Source organism: Stenotrophomonas sp. YJH_SMC_82, from assembly GCF_059368875.1.
This window is the reverse complement of the sequence record NZ_JCAFSE010000002.1, coordinates 951,227-965,156: the sequence shown is the minus strand read 5'-3', so window position 1 is coordinate 965,156 and position 13,930 is coordinate 951,227. Positions and strand designations below refer to the sequence as shown.

Below are 13,930 nucleotides of genomic sequence, written 5' to 3'. Positions count from 1 at the left end.
CCTCGTTGTGCCCATGACTGCATCCCGCCTGTGCCGGCTGGCCGCGTTCGGCCTGCTGGCGACCTCGGCCAGCGCCCCGGCGCTGGCACAGACGCCCGCCCTTGCCACCAGCGCTGATGATCTGGCTGCCTTGCTGTCGCGCAGTGCGCCCAAGGCTGACCGCCACGTGTTGCAGCTGGCGGCGCACGCCATGCGCTGTGCGTTGCAGCGTCCGGAGCTGGGCATCAACGGTGATCGTCTCAGCGTGATCGATTATTCGCGGCCGTCCACCGAGCCGCGCCTGTGGGTGTTCGACCTGGCCCACCAGCGCCTGCTGTTCGAGGAATGGGTGGCGCATGGCCGCAACAGCGGCGAGAACCGCACCCAGCACTTCTCCAACCGCGATGGGAGTTTCATGTCCAGCCTCGGCGCGTTCACCGCGCAGGAGACCTACATGGGCGGTAATGGATATTCGCTGCGCCTGGCCGGGCTGGAGCCGGGCTTCAACGACCGTGCGCGCGAACGCGCGATCGTCATCCACGGTGCGCCGTACGTGAACCCGGCCACCGCGCAGCTGCAGGGGCGCTTGGGTCGCAGCCTGGGTTGCCCGGCGGTGCGCCTTTCGGTGGCCAAGCCGCTGATCGATGCGTTGCGTGGCGGCACGATGGTGTTTGCTTACTACCCTGACCAGGATTGGCTGAAGCACTCGCAGCTGCTGGCCGGCGGATGCGGTGGCCAGGGCACGCTCGCTACGCGGTGATGCATGATGGCGCGTGGCGTGATGCAATGCGCCGATGAACGTCGACTCCCTGTTGCACACTCCGAGCCAGGTCATTTCCAGCCTGGACTATCGTCGCGAACGCTGGCGGAATGGACTTGGCTGGACCCGCGAGATCCTGCGCCTGCCCGCACAGGGTGATGACTGGGCGCTGCGCCTGTCGGTGGCCGAGATCGAGCAGGACGCTGCGTTCTCCACCTTCCCCGGCGTGGAGCGAGAACTGGTGCTGCTGCAGGGCAATGGCGTGCGCCTGCGTTTCGAGGATGGCCGCGTGGCCCAGGTGCTGCCGCCGCACGGGCGGGTGCGCTTTGCCGGTGAAGAAGCGCTGCACGGTGAACTGGTCGATGGCACCACCCACGACTTCAACCTGATGTGGAAGCGCGAGCTGCTGCAGGCCGAACTGCTGCACCGGCCGCTGGTGGGATCGATGTTCTTCTTCTGCGAACCGGGCGTTGCGTGGGCGCTGCATCTGCTGGCCGGACAGGCGCAGTTCGGTGCCGATAGTGGCCTGCCGGCGCTGCAGGCGGGAGACACCGCGTGGTTGGCGGCGGGCGAGAGGCAACGGCATGCGCTCAGCGGTGGTGGCGAGTTGTTGGCGATACGGGTGAGCGCGGCGGGGGCATGATTCCTGGGCGCCGGTGGGCGCCATCCACGCATGGCGTGGATCTACTGCTGTGCGGTTGCCACCATGCCTGGGCACGCCGTCATGGTGCGGCTGTGGTTGGGGTCAGAGCCCTTTCCTGCGGAAAGGGAACCGACCCCGACGGTTCGTTCAATACACATCGCGGCGGTAACGACCGGCCAGCAGCATCGCTTCCTTGCCTGCGGTACCCAGCACCCGCTCGATCACTGCATCCACGCCCGGGGCCATGCCCTGCAGGCTGCCGCAGACCAGGATCGTCGCGCCTTCATCGACCCACTGCCGCAGCGTCGCCGCTTCGGCCTGCAGCCGGTCCTGCACATAGCGATGCGCGCCGCCGTCGCGGCTGAACACTGCATCCAGCCGTGCCAGCGTGCCGCTGGCCAGCATCGCCTGCAGTTCTTCGCCGAAATGGAAGTCGTGCGCGGCGGTGCGCTCGCCGAACAGCAGCCAGGTGCGGCGCGCGCCGCGCTGGGCACGTTCGTGCAGGTGCGCGCGCAGGCCGGCGATGCCGGTGCCGTTGCCGATCAGCAGCAGCGGTACATCGGTGGGCACGCCATGGAAATTGTCGTTGCGGCGCAGCCGCAGTTGCACCGGTTCGCCGATGGGCGCGTGGTCGCACAGCCAGCCGCTGCCGATGCCGGGTGTACCGTCGGCGCGCAGTTGGCGGCGCACCAGCAGCTCCACCGCGCCGTCGGCCATCACCGAGGCGATCGAGTACTCGCGATGCGGCAGCGGTTGCAGGGTTGCCAGCAGTGCGGGCAGATCACCCGGGGGAACCAGCGATGGCAGATGTGAGCGCTCGATACGGGCCAGCAACGCCTGCCCGTCATCCAGCATGGTGTCTGCATTGAAGCCCTGTGCATCGAGCCAGGCGCGCGCGCTGTGGCGTGGGTGCTGCGGGCCGATCTCGGCGATGTCGCCGGCCTGCCACTGCACATCGACGCCAGGCGGTGGCTGCAGGCGCACCCGGTACACCGGGCCGCCGGGGCTGCCCGGATTCAGATGCTGGCGTTGCAGCAACGTCCACGGCTGATACTCGGCCGGGCTCCAGTCAGGCAGTTCAGTGGCGCCTCCGCCAAGTTGTCCCAGCAACTGCTGCCAATGTCGCAGCGCCGCCGGATCGGCATTGTCGACCTCGATCGCATCGAACAGCGGGTGCGCGCCATGCTGGCGCAGCCACTGGTCCAGCTGGTGGCCGAATCCGCAGAAGTGGCCATAGCTGCGGTCGCCCAGCGCGAGCACGCCGTACTGCAGATGCTGCAACGGAGGCGGCGTGGCCATCACCCCGCGCAGGAACGGCAGGGCGTGGTCGGGCGGATCGCCTTCGCCGGTGGTGCTGGCAATGAACAGCGCGCGCTGGCTATCGGCCAGCAACGCTGCATCCACCTGGTGCAATCCGCGCACACGCACCGGCACGCCGGCACCACGCAGGGCCTCGGCACTGCGTTCGGCCAGTTCGCGGGCAAAGCCGGTCTGGCTGGACCAGACCAGCAGGAGCGGCGCGGTATCGGCGGACGCCGCATCATCGCGCGGACGAGTGCGCCACCACAGGGCTGCGCAGGCCAGCGCGTACAGCGCGGTGGCGATGATGGCGATCTGCGATTGCCGTGCCGGCGGTGCGCCCTGCCACCAGGCGTCGCCGAGGTGCAGGCGCAGCAGCGCACAGGCGATCAGCGCCAGTACGATCAGTACAAGTGTGTTGCCGAGCCACGCACGCGATGGCCGAGTGCTCATGCGTCCTGCCCGTCGAGCAGGCGCTGGAAGGCGCTGCTGAGAAATTCCTGCGGGCCGTCTGCGGTGCGTTGCAGGTAGCGCGCGGCCAGTCCTTCGCGCTCGGCCAGCGCCATGCCCTGTTCGCGACCCAGCACGGTCAGTGCGGTAGCCCAGGCATCGGCGTGCATGGCGTCGTCGGCCACGACGGTGACCGCTGCGGCGACCTGCTGCACCGGCCTGCCCGTACGCGGGTCGAGGCTGTGGCTGTAGGCCTCGCCATCGGCCTGGTACTGGTGCCAGCGATCGCCCGAAGTGGCCACCGCCTTGCCGTCCAGCGCCAGCACCCGTGGCGGGGTTTCGGTGTGCACATCCTCTTCCGGTGCGGATTCCACCAGCACGCGCCACGGTTGGCCGTCCGGTTTTCTGCCGTAGCCGGCCAGTTCGCCACCCACTTCGATCAGCGCCGCCCCAATCCCTTGCCTACGCAGCCAGGCGGCGACGTGGTCGACGCCGAAGCCCTTGGCGATCGCAGAGAGATCCAGTTCCAGCCGGCCCGGTTGCAGCAGCGCATCATCCTGCCACTGCAGGCGCTGCCAACCGCAACGCTCACGGGTGGCCTGCAGGGTAGCGGCGTCGGGCTGGCGGCGTTCACCGGCCTGTGCACCGAAGCCCCACAGTGCAACCAGCGGACCGATGGTGGGATCGAAGGCGCCGTCACTGGCGGCAGCGATGGCCTGTGCGCAGGTCACAACGTGGCGGGTCTCCGCCGGCAGCACGCACCATTGGCCAGCGTCGGCGCGGTTGTAGCGGCTCAGATCCGAGCCGGGCTCCCAGGTGCTCATCTGCGCGACCACGTCGTCCAACCGCGCCTGGATGCCGGCGTGCAGCGGGTGCAGGTCGCGCTGGCGCGACGCGACCAGCGACACGCTCCAGGTGGTGCCCATGGTGGTGCCACCGAGGCGGGCGATGTCGAGATGGGAATCGGTCATGGTGATGCGTTGCGGTGGCGATGCCGGGGAATGCCCGGCATCGCGGTCCACATTACTGCGGCAGCACTTCCAGCGTGGCGACGTAGCTCAGGCGGCGCTTGGCGGCCTGCTTCACCGACGTCTTGTTGTCCTCGGTGCCGGTCTCCAGCCAGTACATGCCGGCTTCCGGCCAGGTCACCTTGATCTCTCCCTTGGCATCGCTGGTCAGCTTCAGCTCGTCCTGCGCGTTGCGGTAGCGGGTGGCGCCACGCACGATCTCGAACTCCAGGCCGGCGGTCGGCTTGCCATCGACCAGCACGCGGAAGGTGGCTTCCTCGCCGGCGAACAGGTCATTCGGGTGGCCGACGGCGACCAGCTCGATGCCACGGTTGGTCGGCTTCAGCGCGGTGTCGTTCGGCGCACCGTTGGTGACAAAGGTCTCCACGCGGCCGATCGACTGGCTCACTTCCAGCTTCTTCGCGTCCTTCGGCAGTTCACCGAAGGTAGCCACGCTGCCGCGCCAGCGCTTGCGCTCGCCGTTCTGCTCGTACGTGGCGAACAGGCCGTCATTGACCGACGCGATGCGGTAAGTGCCCGGCTGCTTCAGTTCGATGTCGAACACGCTGCGGTACTTGCCGGTCGACGCGTTCTGCGGCTGCACGGTGCTGCCGTCCGGCGCGGTGATCACCAGCGATTCCAGGCGCAGCGGCACGTGGTTGAAGTAGAACAGATCGTTGGAGACCGCACCGTCGACGGTGATCCACGGCGCGTTGCCGGCGATCACGGTCTGCGAGGGCAGCAGCCAGGCCTTGTGGGCCAGGGCGGAGAAGGGAAGGGCAGCGGCCAGGGCGGCGGCGAGGACGAGCGTGCGCTTCATGCGGAAGACTCCAGTTGGAAGGGGTCGGATCCCTTTCCAGCGGAAAGGGCTCTGACCCCGAGGGATAGGGCGATGGGGTCAGAGCCCTTCCTGCGGAAGGGATCCGACCCCGGCTCAGGCAGTTATGGTTTGACGGCGAGGGTGACCTGGCCCAGTTCGGTGGCGCCCTGCGCCTTGCCGTTCTGCGCGGCGGTGGCCGGCCAGGTGAAGGGGATCTTCAGCAGTTCGCGGCCACCGACTTCGCGCACCGCTTCCACCACCAAGGTGTAGTTGCCCGGGGCCAGTTGCTTCAGTGCCGGCTGCCTGTCGTTGAACGACAGCGCGTGCTTGCCGGCCGGGCGGGTCGGGCCGGTCACGCCGTCCACCGGCACCTGCAGGGTGCGGCCGCTCTTGCGCCACCACTGGCGCAGGTCCGGCAGCCATTTGGTGCCGTGGCCTTCGCTGTTGCTGGTCTGCTGGTACCAGACCGACAGGTTGGCCGCGACCTTCTGGTCGGCGCCTTCCAGCCACACCGCCACGTACGGGCGGTGGTACTCGGCCACGTTGAGCTTGGGCACTTCGACGTTGATGTCGAGGGTGGTGGCGTACGCCGGCGAGGTGGCCAGCAGGCCGCTGAGGGCGATGGTCAGGGTGACGCGCATGGGGCGGCTCCGGAAACGAAGGAAAGTCAGTGGATCAGCAGCAGGGCGATCAGCAGCGGAATCATCAGGCCGAGGCCGACCAGCGGCCAGGTCATGCGCCGCTGGCGTGCATGCAGGTGCAGCAGGAACAGGCCGGTGATGCAGAACACCAGGCAGGCCACGGCGAACAGGTCCAGGAACCAGCCCCACGCCGGGCCCGCGTTGCGGCCCTTGTGCAGGTCGTTGAGGTAGGACACCGCGCCGCGCGAGGTTGATTCGTACTCCACCGCGCCGGTCCCGCGATCGATGCTCAGCCAGGCGTCGCCGCCGGGGCGCGGCAGCGACAGGTAGATCTCCTCGGCCGACCACTCTGCCGGGCGCCCGCCGATGGCGATGCCCAGCTGCGTGTCCAGCCAGTGCCGGGCCGGGCGCGGAATCGGTGCATTGCCGTTTTCGCGCGTGCCGAGCTGGCCGAGCAGATCGGCCGGCAGTTCCAGATGCTGGTTCTGCACCTGGGGTTTGGCTTCGATCTTCGCGGCGTGGTTGAGGGTCAGGCCGGTCACCGCGAACAGCAGCATGCCGATCAGGCACACCGCCGAGCTGATCCAGTGCCACTGGTGCAGCGTCCGCAGCCAGAAGCCACGGTTCTGTTGCTGCGCCACGGTGGAAGAGGCAGGACGGCTCACGGCACGGTTCGAGGCGGACGGGGACTGCCCATTACATCATTGATGAGAATAGCTCGCAATTGCGTGTCGTTCTGTATCGCTGGAGGGCGATTGCCGGCCAGCGGCCGGCACTACCGATCGGTAGATCCACGCCACGCGTGGATGAAGCGGTGCCGACCAAGGTCGGCACCCACCGGGGCCGGGCGCGGCGATCAGAACTTCGCGTTCAACGAGATCCAGTAGCTGCGGCGCTGGTCCTTGGTCGCGTAGTCGTCCACGCAGTTGAACTCGCTCTGGCTGATCAGCAGGCACGACTGCGAAACGAAGTCCTTGTCGAACAGGTTGTTGACCCGTGCGTTCACCGTCAGCCATGGCGTGGCCTTCCAGCTGCCACCGAGATGGAAGATGGTGTAGTCCTGGTAGTAGCGGGTGTGGCTGGCGCCGTTGGCGTCCAGCAGCGTGTCGCGGTAGCGGTCGTAGCGGCCTTCGCCGATCAGCGACAGGCTGATCGCTTCGTTGACCTGCCAGTTGAGGCTGGCATTGGCCATGTGCCTGGCCGGCATCGTGCCGCTGATCGGCAGGCCCTTCTGCGCGCCGCTGGTCTGCTCGCTCCTGGTCCAGGTGTAGTTGCCGCGCAGCTGCAGGGTGTCGAGCAGGTCGACATGCGCGGCCAGTTCGGCACCGCGGGTCTCGGCCTTGTCGATGTTCACGCTCTGGGTGAACGTGCTGTAGCCCAGTGCCGCCCAGCCCGGGCCGATGTCCACGCAGTAGCCGCTGCCGGCGCGGGCTACTTCGCAGTTCGCAAAGGTGCCGCCGCTGGCGATCTTGTCTTCGAACGTGTTGAAGAAGCCGGTGACGTTGAAGCCCCAGCGCTGGCCTTCATAGTAGGCGGCCAGTTCGTAGTTGGTGCTGGTTTCAGGCTTGAGGTTCGGCGAACCGACCAGTGGCAGCACGCCCTGGCCACCGAAGCCGGTGATGCCCGGGAACAGCTGGTCCGGACGCGGGGTCTTGTAGCCGGTGCTGACGCCGCCCTTGAAGGTCCACGCATCGCTGGCATTCCACACCAGGTAGCCACGCGGACTGACATGGCTGCCGAATACGTTGTGGTCGTCGTAGCGCAGGCCGAAGGTGGCGGTGAGGGTGTCGGTCAGCGCCCAGTTGTCCTCGGCGAACAGCGCCCACATGCGGTGCATCTGCTTGACGTTGCTGCGGTAGCCGGCGCCATCCATGCCGAACACACCGTCGACCATGTCAGTGTCGTTGTACTGGCCGCCCACGGTCAGCGTGTGCGCGCCGAAGTCCAGGTCGAGCATCGTGTCGAGCACGTAGCCTTCCAGTTCCATGGTGCGCAGCGGGCGCGGCAGGAACGCCTGCAGCCGCGCCATCTCGCTCGGGTTGAGGGCAACCAGGGCGTTGCCGCGGCCGGCCGCACAGTTGTTGGCAGCACCGGTGCGGCGGCAGACGTCATTCCACAGCGTCTGCAGGTTGGCGCGCTCTTCCAGGGTCAGCGGCAGCGAACGGCCCAGGTTGCTGCTCTTGCTGTGGGTCAGCGAGGTCTGCCAGGTACCGAAGCTGTAGCGGCCCTGATGGGTCAGCGACAACTGGTCGCGTTCGTAGCGCTGGTAGGCGGTGTAGCCCACGCGCGGCTGCACCACGCGACGGGTGACGGTACCGCTGCCGTTCGGGTTGGGAATGACGGCATTGCCGACGCGCCACAGGCTGGCCAGGCTGTCGAGGGTGCCGGTCTGGCCTTCGCTGTTGTCGAACTTCTGCCGCGACACGTCGTAGTCCAGCCACAGTTCGTGATCGTCGTTGATGCGGACGTCCAACCGCACGCCGCTGTTCCAGTTGGTGTTGGCCACCGACTTGCCACCACCGCCGAAGCCGATGCTGCGCTCCCACAGGGTGCCGTCGGGCAGGGACAACGCATCCCATTCCGGGTTGGAAGCCTTCGCGTCGTAGTAGCTGCCGCGTACTGCCAGGCTGAGGCGCTCCTTCAGCAAAGGGCCGCTGAGGTAGAGGTCGGTGGTGCGTGCATCGCCGAACTGGTCGTCCTGCTGCACGGTGAAGCCCTGGCTGACCGAACCGTGCCAGCTGTCCTGGTTTCGGCGGGTGATGATGTTGATGACACCGCCCATCGCGTCCGAACCGTACAGCGTGGACATCGGCCCGCGCACGACTTCGATGCGTTCGATCGCATCCAGCGGGGGCAGGTAGGCGAACTGGCCGCCACCGAAGTTGTTCGGATAGATCTGGCCGACATTGCTCTGGCGGCGGCCGTCGATCAGCACCAGGGTGTACTCGGACGGCAGGCCGCGCATCGACACGGTGGCGCGGCCGTTCTTGTCGGTCGCTTCCAGGCCGACGTCGATGCCTTCGACGTCGCGCAGCGCATCGACCAGGCTGGTGTACGGGCGCTTGCTCAGTTCCTCGCGGCTGACCACGCTGATGCTGGCCGGGGCATCGATCACCTTCTGCTCGAAGCCGGCGGCGGTGACCACCACCTTGTCCAGCGTCTGCGGCGCGCCTGCGGCGTCACCGTGGGCGAAGGCGGGGCTGGCGAAAGCCGCCAGCACGGCGCTGGTCAGCAGGGTACGGGACAGGGACGAACGGACACGATGGCGCTGGGCCATGGCAGTTACCTCGAAGGATGCAGGGTGGCGCGGTGCCGTGCGCGAAGGGCGCGGCAGGCACGGAAGGGCCGGTCAGGGGCGGCAGGGATGAAGCAGGCAGCGGCGTGCAGGCGCGACTGCGCAGGCGGTCACGTCGGGCCGTGGATCAGGCGAGCGGCGGCGCCTGGCCGCGTTGCTGACGGCGCCCGGGCGCATCGGCCCAGGGCGTGTCCGGAGCGGCCAGCGGCCAGTCCGCGCGCACGCCGGGCATGGCCGGCATGGCGGGTACGAGGTCGAGCTCAGTGCGCAGCCAGTGGCTGGCCAGCAGCAACGGCGGGCGTGCCTTCTCGGCCGCCTTCACCGGAGCGGAGGCGCAGCGGCGCAGCTTGGCCGGCGCCTCTTCCTGCAGGGGTGTTTCGCCGCCACGTTCTTCCAGTGGCATCTGCACGGCCATTCCGGCCTGGGCCTGTGGCAGCAGCGGCAGGGTGCCCAGCAGCAACGCCAGCATTGCCACCCACGCCAGCAGGCTGGCCAGCGCAGGACGCTGGCCGCGCATGGCGGTGCCCATCTTGCGATGGATGAGTGGGCGAGGGCGAAGCGGGCGCAGCAAGCGGGGGTTCCCTGGGGCTGCCGGCAGCGGCCGGCATCAACGGGGCGTGATTGTAATGAGAGCTGTTAGCTGTTGCAAATGAGAATGATTGCCAAAATGTCGCAGGCCGGCCCGGCAAGGCTCAGACTTCGCTCCAGCGCCGCAACAGGTTGTGGTACACGCCGGTCAGCTGCAGGACCGCCTCGGCGTCGCCGCCGGTCTGCCGCAGGCGCTCGATCGCGCCATCCATTTCCCACAGCAGGCGGCGCTGCACATCGTCGCGGATCATGCTCTGCACCCAGAAGAACGAGGCCACGCGCGCGCCGCGGGTGACCGGCCGCACCTGGTGCAGGCTGCTGGACGGATACACGACCAGGTCGCCGGCCGGCAGCTTCACTTCGTGCTCGCCGTAGGTATCGCTGATGATCAGCTCGCCGCCTTCGTATTCGTCCGGCGCCGACAGGAACAGGGTGCAGGAGATGTCCGAACGCAGCTGTTCGCCATTGGCCAGGTTCATCACCGCGCCATCGACGTGGTAGCCATAGGTGCCGCCACCGCTGTAGCGGTTGAAGCGTGGTGGCAGGTACTTCAGCGGCAGCGCGGCACTGAAGAACAGCGGGTGCCGGGCCAGCGCGACGAGGATGATCTCGCCCAGTTCGCGGCGCAGCGGCGAAGCCTCGGGCAGCTGCTGGTTGTGCTTGGCCTGTGCGCCCAGATGCCCCACGGTTTCGCGGCCATCGGTCCAGTCGGCGGCGTCGAGGCGGCGGCGGAAGTCGGCGACCTGGTCGGCGCTGAGAATGTCGGGGATGTGCAGCAGCATGCGGGACTCCTCAGAGGGACGGCGGTGCGACCAGGGCGCGCACCTGTGGATGCGGTGACGCGGCCAGCTCCGGCACGATGTGCGCCATGAATGCCGGGCTGCCGTGCGCCAGTGCGAGCCGCAGCCAGTGCACGGCCTGCTCGACCTGGCCGGCCTGCAGCAGGATCGAGGCGTAGTTGGCCTGGCCGCGGAAATCACCGGCCTCGGCCGCGCGCTGGTACCAGGCCAGCGCCGCCTGCGGATCGGGTGCGGTATCCAGCCCGTCTTCGAGGTGGCGGGCCAGCAGGTTCATCGATTTGGCGTGGCCCAGGTGCGCGGCACGGGTGTACAGGGCCAGTGCCTGCGCGCGGTCCTGCGCAATGCCGCGGCCGGTGGCCAGCAGGTTGGCCAGGTTGTACAGGCCCCAGTCCAGGCCGGTGTCGGCCGCGCGCCGGTACCACACCGCCGCCAGCGCCAGGTTGACCGCCGTGCCGTGGCCCAGCTCATGGCAGCGGCCGAGCATGTTCATCGCCATCGGCGCGCCGTTGTTGGCGGCGGTTTCGTACCAGAGCAGCGCCGCCGAGGCGTCCTGCGCGGTGCCTTTGCCTTCCATGTGCATCTGCGCGAGCAGCAGTTGTGCATCGACCTGCCCAGCCTGCGCAGCGTCGCGCACGCGTGCGAACGCGGCCTGCGGATCGTGCTGCAGCAGCTCGGCCAGGGCGTCGCTGTCGATGGGGGTACGGGTTGCCATGGGGTGAGTATCGCCGGAAACAAAAACGGCGGCAGGAGAGCCTGCCGCCGTGGTGGAGCGAAGCTACATCAGAACTTCACGTTCAGTGCCAGGGTGGTCGAGCGACCCGGGGCGATGCTCGCGTAGTGCGAGGCATAGGCCTTGGTGAAGTAGGTCTTGTCGGTCAGGTTCTGCACGTTGAGCTGCAGGCTGATGTTGTCCTGGATCGCGTAGCTGGCCATCGCGTCGAAGCGGGTGTAGCTGGCGATCCACTTGGTGTTGGCGACATCACCGTACTGCTTGTCCGAGTAGAACGCACCGGCACCGACGGTCAGGCCGATGGGGAAGCGGTAGGTGGTCCACAGGTTGGCGCTGTGCTTGGCGGTGTTCGGGAATACGTTGCCGTTGTACGGCGAGGGCACGTAGACGTTGGACGGGCAGGTGCGGCCGACCGGTGCACCACAGACGAAGCCGTTGTCCTTCAGTTCCGAGTCCAGGTAGGTGTAGCCGCCGTACAGGCTCCAGGCGTCGGTCAGCTGGCCGGTGAAGCCCAGCTCGAAGCCGTTGATTTCCTTCTTGCCGGCATTCTGGCTGGTGCCGTTGTCGACCGTCACGCGCGCGTTGTTCATCACCGTGTGGAAGATCGCCGCGGTGAGGTTCAGGCGCTGGTCGAACAGGTCCCACTTGGTGCCCAGCTCGAGGTTCTTCGTATCCTGCGGCTTGAGGTCGGCCACGGCGGCGCTCAGGCCGTCCGAACCATCACCACCGTCCATGCCCGGCGGAGTCGAGGAGGTGCCCCACGACAGGTAGATGCTGCCGTTGGCGGCCGGCTTGAACACCACGCCGGCCTGGTAGTTCAGGAAGTCGTTGCTGTTGCGCACGCGGGTCGGTGCCTTGCCGGCCACCGGGGTGGTCAGGGTGGTGCGGAAGTCGTCGTAGCGCAGGCCGAGGTTGATCATCCACTGCTCATTGAGCTCGATGGTGTCGAACACGTAGGCCGAGGTGGTCCTGGTGCGCTGCTCTACGTCCAGTGCCTTGTCGCTGCGGTACACCGAATGGGTGGCCGCCCACGGATCGCGCGGGTTCGGATTGGCGAAATCGGTGCAGTTGTAGCCGGTGGCCGCGCCGGTGGTCGGGCACTTGCTGTTGCCGGTGAGCGGGTTGCTGGTGCCCGGGGTCATCAGATAGCTGCCGCGGGTCATCTTCTCGTCGCTGTATTCCACGCCCGCGCTGTAGCTGTGCTTGAGCGCACCGGTCTGGAAGGCACCGGTCAGGCCCAGCTGGTCGGCGAAGCTCTTGACGTCGACGGCACGGCTGTTGGTCCGGCGCCACAGGCTGCCGTAGTTGTTCGGGTTGCCCTGGCTGTCGTCCGGCTGGGTCCACAGGTAGTCGTTGCTGGTGTTGCCCAGGCGCGCGATGTTGCGCAGCTTGTGGCCGCCGAAGTCGTAGCTGGCATCCAGGGTGCTGATGTCGGCGCGGGTACGCTGGAAGTCACGGTCGACCAGGCCGTAGTAGTTGTTGCGGTCCGGCACCATCGGGCGGCCGTCGACCCACTTCGAGGCCGGCGCACCGTTCGGGTTGCCATACGGGAAACCACCCGCATCGGGCAGATCATCGCTCTGCATGTGGTAGTGGCTGGCGATCAGCTGGGCCGGGCCGTTCAGGCCGAACGCGATCGACGGCGCGATACCCCAGCGGCTGACATTGGCGGCGTCACGGCCAGCGATGTCCGATTCGTGCTTCATCAGGTTCAGGCGCGCGGCGATGCCATCGCCCAGCACGTAGTTGGCGTCCACGGTGCCGCGCGCGTAGCTGTCGGTGCCGATGCCCATGCTGGCGCTGGTCTCGTTCTTCAGCTTCGGCGTCTTGCTCACAAGGTTCAGGCTGCCACCGCCGGAATCACGGCCGCCGTAGGCCGAGCTCGGGCCCTTGACTACTTCCACCTGCTCCAGGTCGAAGATCTCGCGGGTCTGCGAGCCGACGTCGCGCAGGCCATCGACGAAGACGTTGCTCTGCGAATCGAAGCCACGGATGAAGGGGCGATCACCGGTCGGATTGCCGCCTTCGCCGGCACCGAAGGTGATGCCCGGCACCATGCGCAGCGCATCCTGCAGGTTGGTCGCACCGGTTTCGGCGATCAGCTTCTCCGAGACGATCGACACCGACTTCGGGGTGTCCAGCAGTTCAGCGGTGAACTTCGGCGAGGACGGATTGAACCAGCTGCCGCGCACCTGCACCTTGTCCAGGTCGGTGGCCTTGCGGGAGGAGGCTGCGTCAGCGCTGTCGGCCGCCTGTGCGGCCAACGGCGCGAAGCCGGCGGCCAGGGTGGCGGTGGCGAGCAGGGAAACGCGCGGGGCGCGCTTGCGGGACGTGATGTGGGTCATGGCTTGGGTGGTAGTGGCTGGGATCGGAAAGGGGCGAGGGCCGAAGCGCAGACAGCGCGACGGCATGTAGAGGGCGTTTTCTGTAGAGCCGAGCCGATGCTCGGCTGGGCGGCGGACGACTCCAGGCGCACGGCAATGGCCGCAGGGCGCCTCAGCTGGCGTGCGGTGCGGGCGGTGCGTGGCCGGGGTTCAACCGCAGTGCGGGATCGTGCAGCTGCCAGTGCAGGGCATCGGAGCGCCACAGCGGAACATGCGCGACCAGGGCGGCGCGCGGGGGAGCCAGTCCGGTACAGGGCGTTGTGCCCTCGCCATCCAGCGGCGGCTCCGGTGCTGGCACCGCATGGCGCGGGCACTCGTCCGGCGGGGCCGGCATCGGCATGGCCTGCTGAAGATCTTCAGCGTGTGCCTGCCAGCCGTAGGTGGCGGGTCCATCGCGCCCTTCGTGCAGGGCCGACCAGCCCAGCAGCAGCGTCAGCAGCAGGGCCACAGCCAACGGCCACCCATGGCGGGCAAGCTGGCACAGCGTGGCGGCGGGCGCGGGCAAAGCCATGGCGCAGGGGGGCGGAGTCGTTA

The 13,930-nt window shown here is 67.9% G+C and carries 13 protein-coding genes; 2 read left to right on the top strand and 11 right to left on the bottom strand.

The features are described from left to right. The first annotated feature begins 13 nt into the window (after window positions 1-13). On the top strand, window positions 14-739 hold the full coding sequence (locus tag AC5P53_RS12165; RefSeq protein WP_032957373.1) for a murein L,D-transpeptidase catalytic domain family protein: 726 nt from the start codon (window positions 14-16) through the stop codon (window positions 737-739). Window positions 740-773: 34 nt separating this feature from the next. Further along, on the top strand, window positions 774-1,382 hold the full coding sequence (locus tag AC5P53_RS12160; RefSeq protein WP_049441065.1) for a HutD/Ves family protein: 609 nt from the start codon (window positions 774-776) through the stop codon (window positions 1,380-1,382). A gap of 147 nt (window positions 1,383-1,529) precedes the next feature. On the opposite strand, the gene AC5P53_RS12155 is transcribed toward AC5P53_RS12160, so the two are convergent. From AC5P53_RS12155 to AC5P53_RS12105, 11 genes are all read right to left on the bottom strand, one after another. After that, window positions 1,530-3,134, bottom strand: coding sequence for a sulfite reductase subunit alpha (locus tag AC5P53_RS12155; protein WP_142234382.1), 1,605 nt, complete (start codon window positions 3,132-3,134; stop codon window positions 1,530-1,532). Beyond that, the gene (locus tag AC5P53_RS12150; RefSeq protein ID WP_241887210.1) at window positions 3,131-4,102 is read right to left on the bottom strand and encodes an FAD:protein FMN transferase; all 972 of its coding nucleotides are present in this window, start codon (window positions 4,100-4,102) and stop codon (window positions 3,131-3,133) included. Before AC5P53_RS12150 ends, AC5P53_RS12155 begins: the two co-directional genes overlap by 4 nt. A 52-nt stretch (window positions 4,103-4,154) precedes the next feature. Beyond that, window positions 4,155-4,958: a DUF4198 domain-containing protein gene (locus AC5P53_RS12145; RefSeq protein ID WP_069117509.1), complete on the bottom strand. Its 804-nt coding sequence runs from the start codon at window positions 4,956-4,958 to the stop codon at window positions 4,155-4,157. A 122-nt stretch (window positions 4,959-5,080) separates the two neighbouring features. After that, window positions 5,081-5,599, bottom strand: coding sequence for a DUF2271 domain-containing protein (locus tag AC5P53_RS12140; protein ID WP_005408420.1), 519 nt, complete (start codon window positions 5,597-5,599; stop codon window positions 5,081-5,083). Between the two features lie 26 nt (window positions 5,600-5,625). Continuing rightward, the gene (locus AC5P53_RS12135; protein ID WP_014646258.1) at window positions 5,626-6,264 is read right to left on the bottom strand and encodes a PepSY-associated TM helix domain-containing protein; all 639 of its coding nucleotides are present in this window, start codon (window positions 6,262-6,264) and stop codon (window positions 5,626-5,628) included. 191 nt (window positions 6,265-6,455) lie between these two features. Next, complete coding sequence (locus tag AC5P53_RS12130) at window positions 6,456-8,876, bottom strand: TonB-dependent receptor domain-containing protein (protein ID WP_049441069.1); 2,421 nt, start codon at window positions 8,874-8,876, stop codon at window positions 6,456-6,458. Between the two features lie 145 nt (window positions 8,877-9,021). Continuing rightward, on the bottom strand, window positions 9,022-9,423 hold the full coding sequence (locus AC5P53_RS12125) for a hypothetical protein (protein ID WP_241887212.1): 402 nt from the start codon (window positions 9,421-9,423) through the stop codon (window positions 9,022-9,024). A gap of 163 nt (window positions 9,424-9,586) precedes the next feature. Further along, window positions 9,587-10,264 carry a Fe2+-dependent dioxygenase gene (locus AC5P53_RS12120; RefSeq protein ID WP_032957365.1) on the bottom strand — a complete coding sequence of 226 codons (678 nt, stop codon included), beginning with the start codon at window positions 10,262-10,264 and terminating at the stop codon, window positions 9,587-9,589. A 10-nt stretch (window positions 10,265-10,274) separates the two neighbouring features. Further along, on the bottom strand, window positions 10,275-10,994 hold the full coding sequence (locus AC5P53_RS12115; protein ID WP_014646262.1) for a tetratricopeptide repeat protein: 720 nt from the start codon (window positions 10,992-10,994) through the stop codon (window positions 10,275-10,277). A 68-nt stretch (window positions 10,995-11,062) separates the two neighbouring features. Next, window positions 11,063-13,357: a TonB-dependent receptor gene (locus AC5P53_RS12110; RefSeq protein WP_227863604.1), complete on the bottom strand. Its 2,295-nt coding sequence runs from the start codon at window positions 13,355-13,357 to the stop codon at window positions 11,063-11,065. A 151-nt stretch (window positions 13,358-13,508) separates the two neighbouring features. Beyond that, window positions 13,509-13,907 (bottom strand): hypothetical protein, encoded by a 399-nt coding sequence (locus tag AC5P53_RS12105; RefSeq protein WP_241887213.1) that lies wholly within the window; start codon window positions 13,905-13,907, stop codon window positions 13,509-13,511. Window positions 13,908-13,930 lie beyond the last annotated feature (23 nt).

What these genes read in the sequence shown, in the direction of transcription:
- AC5P53_RS12130 (WP_049441069.1), bottom strand. Translation starts at nt 8,876, where the DNA reads ATGGCCCAGCGCCATCGTGTCCGTTCGTCCCTGTCCCGTACCCTGCTG.
- AC5P53_RS12165 (WP_032957373.1), top strand. Translation starts at nt 14, where the DNA reads ATGACTGCATCCCGCCTGTGCCGGCTGGCCGCGTTCGGCCTGCTGGCG.
- AC5P53_RS12155 (WP_142234382.1), bottom strand. Translation starts at nt 3,134, where the DNA reads ATGAGCACTCGGCCATCGCGTGCGTGGCTCGGCAACACACTTGTACTG.
- AC5P53_RS12145 (WP_069117509.1), bottom strand. Translation starts at nt 4,958, where the DNA reads ATGAAGCGCACGCTCGTCCTCGCCGCCGCCCTGGCCGCTGCCCTTCCC.
- AC5P53_RS12150 (WP_241887210.1), bottom strand. Translation starts at nt 4,102, where the DNA reads ATGACCGATTCCCATCTCGACATCGCCCGCCTCGGTGGCACCACCATG.
- AC5P53_RS12160 (WP_049441065.1), top strand. Translation starts at nt 774, where the DNA reads ATGAACGTCGACTCCCTGTTGCACACTCCGAGCCAGGTCATTTCCAGC.
- AC5P53_RS12105 (WP_241887213.1), bottom strand. Translation starts at nt 13,907, where the DNA reads ATGGCTTTGCCCGCGCCCGCCGCCACGCTGTGCCAGCTTGCCCGCCAT.
- AC5P53_RS12125 (WP_241887212.1), bottom strand. Translation starts at nt 9,423, where the DNA reads ATGGGCACCGCCATGCGCGGCCAGCGTCCTGCGCTGGCCAGCCTGCTG.
- AC5P53_RS12110 (WP_227863604.1), bottom strand. Translation starts at nt 13,357, where the DNA reads ATGACCCACATCACGTCCCGCAAGCGCGCCCCGCGCGTTTCCCTGCTC.
- AC5P53_RS12120 (WP_032957365.1), bottom strand. Translation starts at nt 10,264, where the DNA reads ATGCTGCTGCACATCCCCGACATTCTCAGCGCCGACCAGGTCGCCGAC.
- AC5P53_RS12115 (WP_014646262.1), bottom strand. Translation starts at nt 10,994, where the DNA reads ATGGCAACCCGTACCCCCATCGACAGCGACGCCCTGGCCGAGCTGCTG.
- AC5P53_RS12140 (WP_005408420.1), bottom strand. Translation starts at nt 5,599, where the DNA reads ATGCGCGTCACCCTGACCATCGCCCTCAGCGGCCTGCTGGCCACCTCG.